The organism is Proteus sp. G3927 (assembly GCF_963894685.1).
Taxonomy (GTDB): domain Bacteria; phylum Pseudomonadota; class Gammaproteobacteria; order Enterobacterales; family Enterobacteriaceae; genus Proteus; species Proteus mirabilis.
The window spans coordinates 149,018-166,335 of record NZ_CAWQGX010000030.1 but is presented as its reverse complement, the minus strand read 5'-3'; the positions used below and the strand labels follow the sequence as shown (position 1 = coordinate 166,335).

The following is a 17,318-nucleotide window of genomic DNA, read 5'->3' as shown; positions in this document are numbered from 1 at the left end:
TTTTATTGCGTGTTTTAATAAGGCGCTATATGCTCTCTAATATGAAAACAGTAAGAGTCCCTATCGCCTTAGTGCAAAGTGTTATGCGTACACTGCGTGAAAAACTGCAACAGGCCAATAAATATCTTAATACAGATTACCCAGAACCCACTCTACAATATAACCAGAGAGGAACTATTGCAGGCAGTGCCTATTATGCAAATTGGGAGATCCGTCTTAATCCTACATTATTGATTGAAAATAAACAGAATTTTATTGAAGAAGTTATTCCTCATGAATTAGCACATCTGCTAGTTAGTCGCCATTTTGGTCGTGTGGCACCTCATGGCAAGGAGTGGAAATGGATGATGGAAACTGTGTTACAGGTGAGTGCGAAACGGACCCATCATTTTGATATCAGCAATGTAACAGCAAAAACGTTTAGCTATGCTTGTCGCTGCCAAGAAATACACCAGTTAACTCTTCGCCGACACAATAAAGTACAACGAGGAGAAACCCAGTATCGTTGTCGTCATTGTCAGGCGATTTTACAATTAATTAAAGAGTAAAAAAAAGTAAGCTAGCAAACAAAAAATAAAGCCGATAACTGGTTAGTTTATCGGCTTTATTCGGTATAAATAAGAGAGGATTGATATATTAAGCAAACACACTCATGGTATGAGATGCTATTTCAAAGTAGATAATAAGCCCAGTACCATCAATAAATGTTGCAATAAAAGGTGCAGACACCACCGCAGGATCAACACCAATACGCTTTAATACCATTGGAATAATAGAAGAGACAATAGCACTCCAAACCGTAATTGAAATTAGCGTTAATCCCACCACTATCATCACTTCCATGCCAACCCCTAAGGTCCAAGCACGAATAAATCCTGCTATTCCCATGGTTAAAGCCACCATTATCGAGGTCGTGATCTCTTTTCTTAATACTGACCATACATTACGCAAGCTCACCTCACCTAATGCCATGGCACGTACTAATGTTGAGGTAATTTGTGTACCGCTATTGCCACCAGTACCAATTAATAATGGAATAAAGAAAGCTAAAGAGATAGCAGCTTCAAGTCTGTCTTCAAAAGCATGTAACACCGTACTGGTATAAGCTTCAGCAATAAACAGCATTAATAGCCAGACAACACGTTTACGCCACAAAGTGACCGGACTTGTCTCTAAATAAGGTTGTTCTAATGGCGACGTTGCCCCCTGCATTTGTGCATCTAGCGTATTTTCATCTTCAATTAAATCAGCAATATCTTGAGGTCGTAATACACCAACTAACTTACCAAAATGCATCACAGGTACACTGTCTAAACCACTTTGGCTAATTAACTGATAAACATCATGTCGGCTTTGCTCCGGTGAAACTGAGAAAAATGTTTGGCGCATAATATCCGAAACAAAAAGCTCATTATCAGCAAGTAGTAATGATTTAACCGGCAAAATACCGTTAAGATAATTATCTTTATCTACGACATACAGATAAGTTGGAATTAATTCATCTTTTAAATCATTAACCAGCTGTGCTTTTACATGTTCAACCGAATCTGCGACAGAAACAGAAATATAATTCTGGCTCATATAAGCACTAACGGTAGCATCATCTTTTAAACGATGATGTTGCTCTTGTATTGAATGATTATTGGGTGTGTTTAAGGATGCGCCTGCCATTAATGCAGCATCCATTTTATGTTGAGGAGTAAATTTCATTTTTTTGGTTCCCTATGACTGTTTGTGTTTAGCAAATCAGTTCTCAATAGGGGCGAAACCAGATGCGAGAATGCAAAAGCTATCTACACGTCTCGGTTTTAGCACTATACAACGTATCCGATGAATACTGGAAGTTACATGGAGATATACCTTCGGTCGATATATCTTGTCCTAATCTTGGGCGTCTCTCGACGTCGTCAGATCAGTAACCTGTGTTTGTATAGGAGCCTCGCCTAACGAGATACTGCACTTTTCTTGCGAATGCGGCGCGCATTATAACCACTCACATTATAATGAAAAGTCTCATCGTAGTTTTGTTTAAGTTCTATTGATAAATCTTAAATCGCTTATTTTTTACATCATTAATTAAATACTCACCTCAAATAGAGATGAATAAAATAGTTTTAAATAAATTGGTTATTAATTGATTATTTTAATGCTAATTTTTGTACTTTTATTTCTTCAGCTTGTGAGAAGATCTCATTGACTGTTTTACCATCTAACGATTGACACATTTTTCGCGTGATCATATCAGCATTTTTATTGCGCCCAGCAATGACTAAATCATTAAAATTAATATCATTTAGCATGGCTAATTCTATTGCTTCATCAAAGCGTTGCTGCTCTTCAAGCGGTAATGAATTGCGCATTTCTACAATCGATATTCGTAATGACTCAACATTAGAGCCATCTAGGGTTTGATTTTTTTCGCAACCAGAAAGTATGACAGTAAATAAACAAATAAATAACAATTTTCTCATATATCCCCCCTTCCCCTATCATAAATTAAATAATAGCAGAATGTGTATCAGTAAACTGCTAATTAAGTAAAATAAATATTTAATTCATTATAGCTTTACGTGTTATATATTATATTGAATAAATAAACTCTCTTTTTAAAAATAATAACAAAAAACCCCGCTAATAAATTAGCGGGGTAAAATAGAAGGATAGATAAAGAATAGATAATAAAATGAATGATTAGGCTAGTTCAACATCACCTGTTAATCGACAACTACAGGCTAAAACATAACCTTGTGCTATCTCATCAGCAGTTAAAGTACTGGTGCTGGTGACCTCATAATCACCTTTCACAATGCGTGTTTTACAGCTACCACACACTCCAGCACGACAAGCAGCCAAAACAGGAACACTGTTTTCTTCCATCGCTGTTAATAATGTCATCCCCACCGGTACGTTAATTTGCTTTAACGGATGACGAATAGTCATAGTAAGTTGTTGTGCTTCATCAACACACATTGGCTCATCACCAAAACGTTCCATAAAAATATTCTCTGCACAAACACCAAGATTTTTGGCAAAACGCGCAGTATCTTCCATATAACTATTAGGCCCACAACACATAACAGTACGACTGGCAATATCCGGCACTAAAGCGGCTAGTTTTTCTTGAGAAATACGTCCACTAAAAATTCCCTTATCATCCGGCAACTTAGGCATCATAATAAAATTGAGATTATAGGGATAAGCATTAGCTAACTCTAACCACTCTTTTTCAAAAATAAATTGGCTCTGTTCGCGAATATTAAAAATGACCGTGATATCCGCTTTAGGTTGATTATTTAACAACCAACGCGTCATCGACATAATAGGGGTCACACCGCACCCCGCAGCGAGCATTAAATAACGCGTTCCTTCTCTATCTGCACAGGTGAACTCCCCTTGTGCATCTGATAGCCAGAGATAATCACCCGGTTTAACTTGGGATGTTAACCACGTTGACCCCACCCCATTGTCGATACGACGAACCGTTAAAGAGACAAAAGGACTTAATCCCGGAGAAGATGAGAGCGTATAAGCTCGCATTATTTCATCGCTATTATTAATACTGACTAGTGCAAATTGGCCAGGTTTATAGCGATAAAAATCATGGTTAATTAAATTCAGTGTCCACACTTCCGGGGTTTCCTGATGGATAGAGTGAACTTGCATACGATTAGGACAAAGAGCTGTTGGCATCGTCATGGATATTGCTTCCTTACCGAAGCCTTTAGGCTTCGGCAATGATGATGAATAAATAAATTAAGCAGAAAGAATTTCTTGAAGATCTTGTTCTGGCGTGGTGATCGCACGCATACCAAATTTTTCATTAAGTATTGCGAGCAAATTATCGGTTAAAAATGCAGGCGCTGTCGGCCCAGTATAAATATTTTTTACCCCTAATGAGAGTAGGGTTAATAAAATAACAATCGCTTTTTGTTCAAACCACGACAAAATCAAGGACAGGGGTAAATCATTTACACCACAACCTAATTTTTCTGCAAGATTAACCGCTAGCATAATCGCAGAGTAGGCATCGTTACACTGACCCACATCAAGTAAGCGCGGTAAGCCCTCTAATGTGCCAAAATCAAGTTTATTAAAGCGATATTTACCACAAGCTAATGTCATAATTAAGCAATCTTGGGGAATGGCACGAGCAAGATCGGTATAGTAGCTACGTTCACCACGACTACCATCACATCCCCCAACTAAGAAGACATGACGAAGTTTTTTCTGTGAAACTAAATCAATCACTGTATCAGCCGCATTTAAGAGTGTTTGACGACCAAATCCAACAGTAATTAAGTGTTCAATTTCACTGTACGGAAATCCCTCTAAAGAGAGCGCTTGCTCAATCATTTCAGAGAAATCATCACCTTTAATGTGTTTCACACCCGGCCAACCAACAATACTACGCGTCCAAATACGATCGCCATAGTTCCCCACATTAGGATCAATAATACAGTTAGATGTCATTAACACAGGGCCAGGAAATTTGGCAAATTCACTTTGTTGATTCTGCCAACCACTTCCGTAGTTACCGACTAAGTGTTTATATTTTTTCAGCTCTGGATAACCATGGGCGGGTAACATTTCACCGTGCGTATAAACATTAATGCCTTTACCTTCGGTCTGTTCAAGTAGCATCTGTAAATCTTTCAGATCATGGCCTGAAATTAAAATAGCTTTACCTGCTACTGGGCGTACATTAACGGAAACAGGGGTTGGATCACCATAAGCTTGAGTTTCACCTTTATCCAATAACGCCATAATACGAAAGTTCATTTGACCAATGCCCATTGCATTGTCTAGCAACTCATTCATATCCGCAGGATCGGTACCTAACCATGCCATGTAACGATGATATTCAGCATAAATTTCATCATCGTACTGGCCTAAAACATGAGCATGCTCCATATAAGCAGCAGCACCTTTTAAGCCATACAAGCAAAGCATACGTAAACCATGTAAATCATCCCCCACTTGCGCTTTATCATTATTTAATGCAAAGCGTTGGGCTTGTTTCTGTAGACTGGCTAAGTCGTTGCCTTCTAATTGAATTTCGGCTTTAGGATGAGCGACTTGGATGGCTGCATTTTTGGCTAACGTACGTGATTTTAAGCTTTCACGTAAATAAATAGCCTCTTTGGCATATCCAACAATACGTTCAGAATCAAAATTAACATTGGTTAACGTCGAGAAGAAAGCCCGTGGCGCAAAGCTGTCTATATCGTGATCAATAATATCAACACTACGCGCAGCTAATGCCCATGCTGACAGCCCTTCTAATACTGCCACCAATAAGTCTTGTAGATCAGAGGTTTCTGCTGTTTTACCGCACATACCTTGTGCATAGGCACAACCATTACCAACAGGTGTTCTCATTGTTTGTTCACATTGCACACAATACATATCGAATTCCTTCTATAAGATGACGCTTTATTTTTATAAGTTGCATTAAATATGCAACATAAGAATACGCCATTTTTATAGTAGGAAAAGTGTCAGATGAAATAATCTGCGCCATGTTTGATCTAACGCAATTTATTGCTGTGCTTAAGAGCTTGCTTTTTTTTCTGTTGATTTGGCTTCACACCTCGTAAGAGGGTGAGTAAACAAAGTAAAGGGCTTTTCTTATAAGGGAAATTGAGAAGAAATGTTGCAGTGTCGCACGGGATGATTTTGTTACATCTCAGCTAAAAAAGAGTGAGATGAATCGATTAAATTAATTAGTTCTCATTGTATATATAATATCTATTTATTATTTTTGATAGTTAATATTACCTATTGCATCAATAGCTAATAAAATTACTACAATTGATATATTTTAATAGTACGAGTATTACGAAATGAAACTATAGAATTTGACGATACTCCCCCTACACTGGAGATTAAAAATGATTAAATTAAATAATGTTCCATCCGAATTTCGTCCCTTAGAAAGCTACAAAATGTTAATCGGCGGCGAATGGGTATCCAGTACATCGCAACAAACGACCAAAACCTATAGTCCCGCAACCGGTGAGTTATTAAGTGAATATCCATCAGGTACAGCTGAAGACGTTGATCTTGCTGTAAAAGCGGCTCGTAAAGCTTTTGATCATTGGCGTAAAACCTCTCCTGCTCAACGCCAAGCGCTATTATTAAAAATTGCTGACCGTTTAGAACAAGAGCAAGAACGTTTTGCTTGGATTGAGTCTCTTGATAACGGTAAACCACTCAATGAATCGAAAAACATCGATTTACCCGCCTCTATTGACCATTTTCGATATTTTGCAGGCGTGATACGCTCTCATACCGATGAAAGTGCTGTCTTAGACGAAAATACCCTGAGTCTTGTTATTCGTGAGCCCATTGGTGTCGTTGGACAAATTATTCCATGGAATTTTCCATTATTAATGGCTGCTTGGAAATTAGCCCCTGCCATCGCCGCTGGAGATACCGTTGTTATTAATCCAGCCACACTCACCTCACTTTCATTATTAGAGCTAGGTCGTATTTTAAATGAAATATTACCAGCCGGTGTTATAAATATTGTTACTGGTCGTGGATCTGTTGCTGGACAAGCTATTCTAGAACACCAAGACATTGATAAACTAGCATTTACCGGTTCAACCAATGTAGGTTATACCGTTGCAGCTGCGGCGGCGAAAAAAATGGTACCAGCCACTTTAGAATTGGGGGGTAAGTCAGCCAATATCGTCTTCCCTGATGCGAATATGAAAAAAGCCGTTAAATATTCCGCATTAGCGATATTAATGAACCAAGGACAGGCCTGTGAATCTGGCTCCCGTTTATTCTTACATAGAGATATTCATGACGCATTCTTAAAAGAGTTAAAAGCAGAATTTGAGCGTATCCGTGTTGGTGATCCACTTGATCCTAATACACAAATGGGTACCCAAGTCAGCCAAGCGCAAATGGATACCATTTTAGGTTATGTTGAGCTGGCCAAAAAAGAAGGTGCAACCATACTCACAGGAGGTGAGCGTATTACGGGTGAAGGGTTTGATGATGGCTTTTTTGTTCGCCCAACCATTATTATCAATGCCACAAACCAAATGCGTGTCGCACGTGAAGAAATTTTTGGCCCTGTATTATGTGTGATCCCATTTGATAATGAAGAAGATGTTATTGAAATGGCTAATGACTCTGAATATGGCCTTGGTGGTGGTGTCTGGACTCAAGATATTAACCGCGCACTACGAGTTGCAAAAGCCGTTAGAACTGGCCGTATGTGGGTAAATACTTATCATGAACTTCCTGCTCATGCACCATTTGGCGGTTATAAAAAATCAGGCTTAGGTCGTGAAACGCATAAAATGATGTTAGATGCCTACAGCCAAGTGAAAAACATCTTCATTAGTACCAAAGAATAATTAACCTCTAGTTAAGCATATTCTTATAAATATAATTATCTATACTCATCTCTTAGCCTTCTCCCCAGAAGGCTTTTTATTTGCTGTAAGCAACAAAAAACCGTATGCGCTTTTCCTAATATCTAATATTAACTGCTCACATACGGTTATTCGTTTAGATGGTCATTTAGCCTTAGATAAACAAACGCGTTTATTCCGCTTCTGCTTCTTTTTTGCTTACAGAATTCACTTGTTCATTTAGATCAATATCAACCGCATTAACATCTTTTATATAGTCTTTTGTTAGACGATAAACGATGGGGCTAAGCAGTGCTAATGCAATTAAGTTAGGAATAGCCATCATCGCATTTAATGTATCAGCAAGTAACCAAACAAATTCTAAGGATTGAGTCGCGCCAATTGGCAAGGCAATTAACCATGCAATACGAAAAGGCATAATGGCTTTCGGTCCAAATAGATATTGCACACATTTCTCACCGTAATAGCTCCAACCTAAAATAGTGGTAAAAGCAAAAACAGCCAATGCGATCGCAACAATATAGTTACCTCCAGGGATAGCCATAGAGAACGAACTTGCAGTAAGTGTTGCCCCACTTTGCCCTGTCAGCCACTGTCCGGTGATCACAATCGTTAATCCGGTGACAGAACAGACAATAATGGTATCAATGAAAGTCCCCAACATGGCAATTAAGCCTTGACGGATCGGGTTTTGTGTTTTGGCTGTCGCATGAGCAATGGGTGCACTACCTAATCCTGCTTCATTGGAGAATACACCTCGTGCAACACCAAAACGTATTGCCGCCCAAACAGCCGCACCAGCAAACCCACCTTGCGCAGCAACCGGTGTGAAAGCAGATTTTACAATCAACATAAATGCATCAGGAATAGCAGTAATATTCAGTGCAAGTACGACAATCCCTGCCCCAAAATACCCTACTGTCATAATGGGCACTAATTTACCGGCAACATCAGCAATACGCTTAATTCCACCAATTAATACAGCACCGACTAAAATAACTAATGCAATTGCTGTCACTGTGGTAGAAATACCAAAATTACTTTGCAAAACATCCGCCACTGAGTTTGCCTGTACCGTATTACCTATACCGAAGCCGGCAAAACTACCAAAAATAGCAAATAGCGTTCCTAACCAAAGCCATTTTTTACCTAAACCGTTTTTAATATAATACATCGGTCCGCCTACGTAGTTGCCGTATTTATCAACCTCACGAAAACGTACCGCTAACACAGCTTCTGAATATTTAGTCGCCATACCGACTAAAGCAGTCATCCACATCCAAAATAGCGCTCCCGGTCCACCTAATACAACCGCTGTAGCAACTCCAGCAATATTGCCCGTACCGATAGTGGCAGAAAGCGCCGTCATTAATGCATTAAAAGGTGAGATTTGCCCCTCACCTCTTTTATCATTTTTCTCAAATAAGAGTTTAAATCCTGTACCTAATTTTCTAATTGGCAGAAAAGAGAGTCTAAACTGCATAAATAGACCGATGCCTAGAATGCCGACTAACATCGGTACTCCCCACACCACGCCATTAATAGCGCTTAATATATTTGTGATGAAATCCATACGTTACCCTTTTTATCCAAATGTTATGTAAATATATATTTTTTGTTATCAGATACACTAAAGATGAAAAAAAGGAAATATGCTAGAAAAAAAACCGACTAATTATGAAATTGATTACATTATGTGAGAAATATCACTTGATGATTAAATTACGCTATTATTAGATACATTGTTATTTATATATAAAACATAAATTATGTATCAGCGAAACACGATCAAAAAATCGCAAAATCAACAACGCTTTAATTGGTTTAGAAAAGCGAAAGAAACTAACCTTGCCCCGGTGAAAACGCTTATTCTTTCCGCCATTATCGGTACGTTAGCCGGATTAATTGGGGTACTATTTGAAAAAGCCGTTGGCTGGGTCATTCATTTAAGACAAGATAAATTAGCCGAGGTATTAACCAACCCTTATCTTTTGGCTATTGGCACGTTACTTGTTTCCTCTCTTTTAGCCATGAGTGGCTACTACTTAGTGAAGAAGTTTTCACCAGAATCTGGTGGTTCAGGTATACCGGAAATTGAAGGGGCAATGATAGATATTCGGCCAGTTCGTTGGTGGCGGGTATTGCCAGTAAAATTTATAGCCAGTATAGGTACTTTAGGCTCAGGTATGGTACTTGGTCGTGAAGGCCCCACCGTGCAACTAGGGGCTAATATTGGTCAACTCGTTAATGATGTCTCTCGCGTTAAAGATAAAGGAACACGCCAAACACTATTAGCCACAGGTGCTGCTGCCGGTTTAACGGCTGCCTTTAATGCTCCCTTGGCAGGCATTCTATTTATTATTGAAGAGATGAGACCACAATTTAAATATAATCTTATCTCTATTAAATCCGTCTTCATTGGCGTGATCATGTCTTGTATTGTATTTCGCCTAATTAATGGTGAAGGAGGCGTCATACAGATAGGTAAATTTTCTTCAGCGCCGATGAATACACTGTGGCTCTATTTAGTGTTAGGAATGTTATTTGGTGTTGTTGGGGTTATTTTTAGTAAATTACTGTTTTATGTTCAAACACAATTCCAACATTTTTATCAAGATAAAACCTCACGTTTTGTTTTAGCCGGTGGCGTGATTGGTGGTGCATGTGGTTTACTTGCGTTGATTATTCCTGAAATAACCGGAGGCGGTTTTAGTATTATTCCTGCATTAAGTGCCGGAGGATATTCGTTAACTGCACTGCTACTATTTTTTGTGTTACGCACCATCACCACCATTATCAGCTTCTCCTCCGGTGCACCAGGAGGAATTTTTGCCCCCACATTAGCCTTAGGCACACTCTTTGGTAGCGCTTTTGGATTAATGGCAACCTATCTTTTCCCTGATTATCAAATTCAAATTGGCACTTTTGCTATTGCTGGAATGGGTGCTTTATTTGCCGCAACGGTGAGAGCACCACTAACTGGGATTGTACTCGTTTTAGAAATGACCGATAACTATCAACTTATTTTGCCGATGATAATTACCTGTCTTGGCGCAACCATGCTGGCGCAATTATTAGGCGGGCGACCTATTTATACGGTTCTACTCGAAAGAATACTACAACGCTCAGAAGCCAAAGAAAAAACAGAGGCTCCCAAAGAGCCCCTATAGTTTTCAAATACTAAAATACCCTCGCGGTGATCTAACGAGGGTATTTTTTCTCACCATCTATTTATTATTTTTTACGCGCAATTAATGTCGCAAAATTAAGTTGAATACGATTACCATTAGCATCAGTTTTATGTAGATGCCCTGGGTTTTCATTATATTTAATAATATCCCAGTCTTGGTAATAATCCGCTAATTCACCTTGGCGCAAGAAGGTTTTGAAAGGAACTTCAGCAGATCCACTATTTGCTGTTTCAACAGGGCAAACAATGACATTAATCCCCTCAGGATTTGTACACTCCTGCATATTTTTAATAATATCTGCGATACGTTGACGCTGGCAAAACATCAAAACCACAGTAGAAATAATAATATCGTATTTCTCATTTAATGCTGCTTCATTAATATCATATAAGCCGCTTTTGATCGCTAAACCGGTTTTAGCTTTGACGGCTTCAATCGCATCAATATGAGCGGCATTAATATCTAATGCGGTCACATCATAACCTTGTAATGCTAAATAGAAGCTATTACGACCACGCCCTGCGCCTAAATCAAGCACTTTACATGGGGTAGTCAATGTTGCCATATAACGCACTTCTGAATGAGGTAATGACAAATCATTTTCTTTAAAAAATTTATCTTCGGGAGTGCATAAAAAAGAGAGCTGGCAAAGCACATCATCACTCGCTTTATCGATTTTATGCCATTGCTGAGGTTGAATAAGCGGAGGCTGATTTTCGCTATCACACTCTAAGAACACTTGTTCTCCATCATCCTTAAATAGCACAAATGTCATACTCCCTTGTAATATCCGCATTTGCGCATAAGTGCCTTCTTTTGTGTTATGACGCTCTAATAATGCTAAAGGGATCGCTGTTAAGTGCCATTCAGGTAGCGTTTTATACGTAACAAGTTCCATAATTCAACCTCTCTTAAGATGCATTTTAAATACATCTTATTGCAATCACTCTCTTAGGTAAAGGGTGATTTTTGACATACATTATTTTAAATATTTATTGATTAATAAATCAGTAACATCAGACGAATTAATAGATTCACCACAAAGGACTTTCATCATAATTTCTTTGCCTAACGAAGCTAAAGACAACAGCATATCTGGACGTAATCGACTTATTTTTTCTCTATTCTCATCTTTATTAATGATAGTGATTAATTTCGCTTGAAGGTCTGGACACTCTTGAATAGTTAATAAAATAAAGGTATTTTCCGCATCACTTTCAGATAACGTCGCCACCCAACTCGCTTGGCGAATATTTGCCGTTTGTAATGTTTTTACATTGGTTGGATCACCTTCAATAATATTGGCTTCTTTATCATACATGGCTTGCTTTTTATCCGAACAAATCGCAATAACCGGTTTACCTTGCTCTCTAAGCCCTTTCTCTAATTGTGCTGCCAACATTGAAGAGCCAATAATAATAAAATGATCATGCATTTTAGCGATCCTTTTCTTCACAATATCGCGAGTACCACGAGCCAAAAATCCCATCACATAAACAATAGAAGTCGTAAAAACAGTGATCCCCAAAATAACCACTGTTAGGGTAAACATTCTCGCATTACTTGAGATAGGAACGATATCGCCAAAACCAAGTGTTGTCATACAGACAATGGAAAAGTAGAAAGCATCCATTAACGTTGTGATATGTGGTTTAAATTCATCACCAATATAGAGGCTGCCTAACATAGAGAAACACAGTAGCGAAATCGTACAGATAAAAGCAACAAAACCGGCACTGGTTAAGCTATGATGAGGAAAAGCACGCCGGCTGATAACCAATACAATGGCTAATGCTAATGAAGTATAGGCTTGAGTACCAGCTTGGTGATAAACCGCGACATCTAAAAAAACGATCGTCACTAATAATATTAATGAAACGCACCACGCAATCCGCGCCCCCATATACATAAAGAAAGAGAGCAAAATAAGTGCACTCGCTAACATCACTTTAGGAATATCAAGTAATTTCAATATACCTAACGATTTTAGCCAGTCAGCAAAACCGTGTATTTCCCAATCAAGATAAACACCACGAGAAAGTAATATCGAGTAAATAATAAAAAGACTATTCAAGATCAATAAGAAAGACATCATCTTTCTGCTAAAAGACGATGTCTCCATAAAATTAACGACTGCCGATAACTTCATTTTTATCTAATTTCTATTAATTTTGTATTGGTATATTTTCTAACCCTTTAAATTTAAAAGGTTTCGCTGGCTTAAACTGAGAGCTTGCATCTCCTGAATAAATCGTTGACTGCTCTTGGCCTAACGCTAACATCATCACTTTTCCTGTTTCTTTTGAAAAATCAATTTGTTTCAAATCAACCCAAAAAGTATTTGGTGATAATGCAGATTCAAAAAAGTAGAGCTGATTTTTATGATCAGCGACAGTTCTCCAACGAGTCGATGATATTTCTGGAGATTCTACGGTACTTAATCCATAAGGCACCGAAACATTGCGGATCACCCCAAATACACTGGCAAGTGATTTTTTGCTCGATTGCGATTTAGGAATAGCATTAATATAAAAAGAGGCTCTTGCAAAACGATCCGATGCTCTATTAGTACCCGGTAACATTACCGTACCACCAATCTGCTGCCAATAGCTATTTAATGCTAACTGTTCAGAAAATATAGGGGAGTTAGTCATCACTTGATATTTTCGGCTATGGTGGATCACCTGTTTACCATCAATATATTCAATAATTGCGCTATCACCAGAACTGTCAGACAATGATAAATGTAACGTTGCGACTCTATCCTGTCCGGGTACTTTGTCTGTTAAGACAATAAAAGGCTCATCTTTTAAAGCAGTTACCGCCTCTTCAACAGTAGCAAAATTATCTAATACATATTGTGCCCATGCAGAAATAGCCATTGCAGGCTTATCTTTGGAATAACTTGGGTAATCTGATTCAGCAAGCCATAATAAATTAGCCACTAATCCTTTTTCATTAATACCATCAGTAGTAGAAATATCATAACCTGATGCAATCACACTACCATATTTTGATTGCCATTGAACTGAATTATCACCAGCCTCACCAGAACGTTGCATTCCTTGAGGGAATATCCATAAATTAGTACCAATTTCGTATTTCCAGTCCATAGAACGAGCGGTAATTATTTGGTTATTTTCACCTAAATAAACAACTCGGGTACAAGCTTGCGCCGTAGTTATACTACTTAAAAAGGTACCTGAAATAATTAATGTACTTAATAAAGTATGTCGTAATTTTTTTAGCATAATTTTTCACCTTTAAATTATTAGATAAGCTTAATCTTATTTTCCTCATTTTGACCACTTTCTTATCACTTATAAAAAATAAACTCTCTAATAATTAATAACGATTTATCTATCTTACAGAAATTTTCTTAAGTAAGTATAAGACAAGTTACGTATCTTAAGTAAAAAAAAACTGATGCTAAAAGCATCAGTTTTTAATCTATTAGGTGATATCGCAAATTATTGCTTACCAATATTCGCTACGTTTAATTTTTTTTCACACCTTCAACAGAGATGATTAATTCTGCTTCTTGCGATTTTGGTCCTAAATCTGATTTAAAGTTAAACTCTTTCAGATTAACTTTACCTGTTGCTTCAAAACCAGCACGATACCCTTTCCACGGATCAGTACCTTCACCAATTAATTTTGCATTTAGTGAAATTGGTTTTGTAACGCCATTAAGTGTTAAATCACCCGTCACCGTATAATTTTCACCATCACGAGTCACTTTGGTTGAGACAAACTTAGCTTCAGGATATTTACTGACGTTAAAGAAATCAGCACTACGTAAGTGTTTGTCACGTTCAGCGTGATTAGTATCTAAACTACCCGTTTTAATCACAACATCGACTTTATCTTTTGAAGGATCTTCTTTATCGTAAGTGAAGCTTCCATCAAAATCTTTAAATGTGCCGTATAACCAGCTATAACCTAAGTGTTGGATACGAAATTGCACAAAAGCATGTTGCCCTTGTTTATCAATTTGATAATCAGCCGCTAATGCTGAACTAGCATTAAATAATAATGCACCTGCAGTTAAACTCAATAACGCCTTCTTAAACATTGTTCTCTCCATAATATTGTTATTAACAGGGTAATATAAATTTAATTATTGTGTTTTTATGCCAAGCATACGTTTCAATGTAATATCTTTATCTATAAAGTGATGTTTTAATGCACCCGCGGCATGTAATAGCGATAACACAACAACCGCCCAGGCTAAATAAAGATGTACATCACCGGCTAAATCAGCTTGTTCCCCTTCCCCTGTGAAAACAGCAGGTACTGAGAACCAATCGAATACAGATATTGGCTGACCATCAGCAGTAGAAATTAAATAGCCACTTATAATGATGGCAAATAAAATTAGATATAACAGCATATGAGCCACATGGGCACTAATGCGAGTAAGTCGGCTATAGCTGGATAATGCTGTTGGTGGAGGAGAAATCCAACGCCAAATTGCTCGGAAAAGAAGAACAATAAATAGAATTATCCCTATACTTTTATGTATTTCAGGGGCTGAATGATACCAGCTATCGTAATAGCCTAAATTTACCATCCACAATCCTAGGGCAAACATGCCATAGACGGTTAATGCTGTCCCCCAATGTAAAAGAAGCGACAAGTGCCCATAGCGAGTAGATGTATTCCGCCACTGCATAATGATCCTCAATCGATATTTTATTAACAAGCCGTTAACTATATTAGTAGATTAAATATAAAATGTTAGTCTAAAATTCAACAAATTATTTGTTTATCTTTTTCAATAATAATCAATGAGTCATTATCGCTTATTAGTTGCCTTATTGATTAATTTATCAATATAATTATTGATTATAATATATACAAAAAACAGTATATAGGCGATTTATGTAACAGTAAAGTCGAAGGTGTAACAAAAAATTAACTTAATATTATTACTGTATTAATATTGTTACGATAAAAGAAAAGTAGCGAAATGAAATGAGAATAAATAGGCGAGTCAGTTAATTTTAATATCGAAAAAATTTACAAAGCTATATATGATTTACTTAACATCGCCTAAACTCAAGAATTAGAAAAAATGAGTCCAACCACAAAAATTAACAGCGGTAGTGTAAAAAAAACAGATAGCCAGCGCATTTCATGAATAATACCCCAAATAATTCCAATAAAGCTAATAATAAAAATAACTGAAATAAGTTCAGAATAGTGTTCATGAAAATAACACATTAAGAAATAAAACCAAACATCCTCACTATCCATACAACAATCTAAGCCTTCAAAATAATTTAAAATAAAGATAGCAATAAATTACTATTATTATCTAATAAGGCAAGTAACCTATTATAAATATTAGCCATTGCGCACAAAAACACTAATCTATTTTAAATTAGTAATAAACACCAACAAAACAACTTAAAATATGGCAATAAATTAAATTTAAAATGAATTAAAAAACACAATCACAAATAAAAAATAGCCCACCATAAGACTTAAAATAATATAATGGGTTTTACTTTAGACTTGAAATAATTATTTCACCCAAAGTTAAACTCAAAAAAATAGTTTCACATTATGATAATAAACCATCTTACTTTTAACACGAATAGAGATTTTAACATTGAATAATTACCTTTAGGTTATTTATTTAATTAAAATTAACTCATGATTTCATTTTAATAGTTATTAACTAAAAACATTCAATTTGACTTGAAAAAACACTACAATTGTAGCCGTATTTTTATTGAGGGCACTATGTCTACTGCAACAAATCTGAATGAACTACAGGAACAAGTTCGCTCCCGCTATAATGGATTAAGTAAAAGGCTACAGCAGGTTGCACATTATCTTTTGGATAATAAAAACAGTGTAGCATTTGATACAATCGCGATCCTTGCAGATAAAGCAAATGTTCCTCCATCAACATTAATCCGTTTTGCCAATGCATTTCATTTCAAAGGATTTAATGAAATGAAACTTTTATTTCAACGTCATTTAATGGGTGAAATGGATAATGAAAAATTAACCTATAAGCAGCAATACAAAAAGGAACCACCAAACTTAAATGAGCCAGATTATATTCTGCAAGAGTTTGCACAAGCCAATAGCCACGCTTTGCAACAGTTAGCTCATCAAACCCATAAGGATATGTTAAATAAAACTATACAACTACTTGAGTATGCAGAAACTATCTATATAGGTGGTTTTCACCATTCTTTTAGTGCTGCGAGCTATTTTTTTCACGCGCTTTCTCATATCCCTTGTGAAACCGTCTTTGTTAATTGCCTAGGGGGAATGTATAAAGAACAACTTAGGAATATTACACATAGAGATGTGCTGTTTGGCATCCATTTCCACCCTTATTCAGAAGAAATGCAAAAAATGTGTGAGATTGCTGCTTATAAAGAGGCTAAACAAATTATTGTAACAGATAGCCCCATAAGCCCATTAGCAAGTCTAAGTGATGTTTGTTTAACTGTAAAAGAAGCACAAATAAAAATGTTTCGTTCTCAAACCTCAACATTATGTTTACTACAAGCACTTTCAGTTGCATTCGCTTTTAGAAAAAAGAGCCATTAACATATTATTTAAAACTGCATCTTATATAAGGTGCGGTTTTATTAAAAATAGAATAAATAATAATTAATAAAAATAAATTAAATAGCATGCTATATTAAACAAAATTAATTTTAAGAGTGATTTCATTTATTCTAGATTGTGATGAGAAAAAGAATCATTT

The 17,318-nt window shown here is 36.8% G+C and carries 14 protein-coding genes and 1 riboswitch; of the genes, 4 read left to right on the top strand and 10 right to left on the bottom strand.

Translation table 11 applies throughout. The features are described 5' to 3' along the window. The first annotated feature begins 41 nt into the window (after positions 1 to 41). On the top strand, positions 42 to 548 hold the full coding sequence (locus AACV00_RS13920) for a SprT family zinc-dependent metalloprotease (RefSeq protein ID WP_012368246.1): 507 nt from the start codon (positions 42 to 44) through the stop codon (positions 546 to 548). A gap of 88 nt (positions 549 to 636) precedes the next feature. Here the strand turns inward: AACV00_RS13920 and mgtE are convergent, their stop codons facing one another. From mgtE to hcp, 4 genes are all read right to left on the bottom strand, one after another. Continuing rightward, a complete protein-coding gene (gene mgtE / locus AACV00_RS13915) occupies positions 637 to 1,710 on the bottom strand; it encodes a magnesium transporter (RefSeq protein ID WP_012368250.1) in 1,074 nt (357 codons plus the stop codon). A gap of 76 nt (positions 1,711 to 1,786) precedes the next feature. Next, a riboswitch (M-box (ykoK) riboswitch) is annotated at positions 1,787 to 1,958 on the bottom strand. 180 nt (positions 1,959 to 2,138) lie between these two features. Beyond that, positions 2,139 to 2,471 carry a DUF6694 family lipoprotein gene (locus AACV00_RS13910; RefSeq protein WP_004244170.1) on the bottom strand — a complete coding sequence of 111 codons (333 nt, stop codon included), beginning with the start codon at positions 2,469 to 2,471 and terminating at the stop codon, positions 2,139 to 2,141. Between the two features lie 220 nt (positions 2,472 to 2,691). Beyond that, positions 2,692 to 3,696: an NADH oxidoreductase gene (gene hcr / locus AACV00_RS13905; protein WP_004250327.1), complete on the bottom strand. Its 1,005-nt coding sequence runs from the start codon at positions 3,694 to 3,696 to the stop codon at positions 2,692 to 2,694. 57 nt (positions 3,697 to 3,753) lie between these two features. Next, positions 3,754 to 5,406: a hydroxylamine reductase gene (hcp, locus tag AACV00_RS13900; RefSeq protein ID WP_004244173.1), complete on the bottom strand. Its 1,653-nt coding sequence runs from the start codon at positions 5,404 to 5,406 to the stop codon at positions 3,754 to 3,756. Between the two features lie 485 nt (positions 5,407 to 5,891). Here hcp and AACV00_RS13895 point away from each other — a divergent pair, with 485 nt between their 5' ends. Continuing rightward, positions 5,892 to 7,373: an aldehyde dehydrogenase family protein gene (locus tag AACV00_RS13895; RefSeq protein ID WP_004244174.1), complete on the top strand. Its 1,482-nt coding sequence runs from the start codon at positions 5,892 to 5,894 to the stop codon at positions 7,371 to 7,373. Positions 7,374 to 7,563: 190 nt separating this feature from the next. Here the strand turns inward: AACV00_RS13895 and AACV00_RS13890 are convergent, their stop codons facing one another. Next, positions 7,564 to 8,964, bottom strand: a complete 1,401-nt coding sequence (locus AACV00_RS13890) for an alanine/glycine:cation symporter family protein (protein WP_004244176.1) — start codon at positions 8,962 to 8,964, stop codon at positions 7,564 to 7,566. Between the two features lie 196 nt (positions 8,965 to 9,160). Between AACV00_RS13890 and clcA the strand changes: the two genes are divergently transcribed. After that, complete coding sequence (clcA, locus tag AACV00_RS13885) at positions 9,161 to 10,561, top strand: H(+)/Cl(-) exchange transporter ClcA (RefSeq protein ID WP_004248602.1); 1,401 nt, start codon at positions 9,161 to 9,163, stop codon at positions 10,559 to 10,561. A gap of 64 nt (positions 10,562 to 10,625) precedes the next feature. Here the strand turns inward: clcA and tehB are convergent, their stop codons facing one another. The 5 genes from tehB to AACV00_RS13860 all read right to left on the bottom strand — a co-directional run bounded on the left by tehB (position 10,626) and on the right by AACV00_RS13860 (position 15,257). Then, the gene (tehB, locus tag AACV00_RS13880) at positions 10,626 to 11,480 is read right to left on the bottom strand and encodes an SAM-dependent methyltransferase TehB (protein WP_004248603.1); all 855 of its coding nucleotides are present in this window, start codon (positions 11,478 to 11,480) and stop codon (positions 10,626 to 10,628) included. A gap of 81 nt (positions 11,481 to 11,561) precedes the next feature. Next, the gene (locus tag AACV00_RS13875) at positions 11,562 to 12,731 is read right to left on the bottom strand and encodes an NAD-binding protein (RefSeq protein WP_017627913.1); all 1,170 of its coding nucleotides are present in this window, start codon (positions 12,729 to 12,731) and stop codon (positions 11,562 to 11,564) included. A gap of 16 nt (positions 12,732 to 12,747) precedes the next feature. Then, positions 12,748 to 13,833 carry a linear amide C-N hydrolase gene (locus AACV00_RS13870; protein WP_004244182.1) on the bottom strand — a complete coding sequence of 362 codons (1,086 nt, stop codon included), beginning with the start codon at positions 13,831 to 13,833 and terminating at the stop codon, positions 12,748 to 12,750. Between the two features lie 245 nt (positions 13,834 to 14,078). Next, a complete protein-coding gene (locus AACV00_RS13865) occupies positions 14,079 to 14,657 on the bottom strand; it encodes a YceI family protein (RefSeq protein WP_004248606.1) in 579 nt (192 codons plus the stop codon). Between the two features lie 45 nt (positions 14,658 to 14,702). Beyond that, a complete protein-coding gene (locus AACV00_RS13860; protein ID WP_004244184.1) occupies positions 14,703 to 15,257 on the bottom strand; it encodes a cytochrome b in 555 nt (184 codons plus the stop codon). A 1,076-nt stretch (positions 15,258 to 16,333) separates the two neighbouring features. On the opposite strand from AACV00_RS13860, the gene AACV00_RS13855 reads away from it, so the two are divergent. Then, positions 16,334 to 17,158, top strand: coding sequence for a MurR/RpiR family transcriptional regulator (locus tag AACV00_RS13855; RefSeq protein ID WP_004244186.1), 825 nt, complete (start codon positions 16,334 to 16,336; stop codon positions 17,156 to 17,158). Positions 17,159 to 17,318 lie beyond the last annotated feature (160 nt).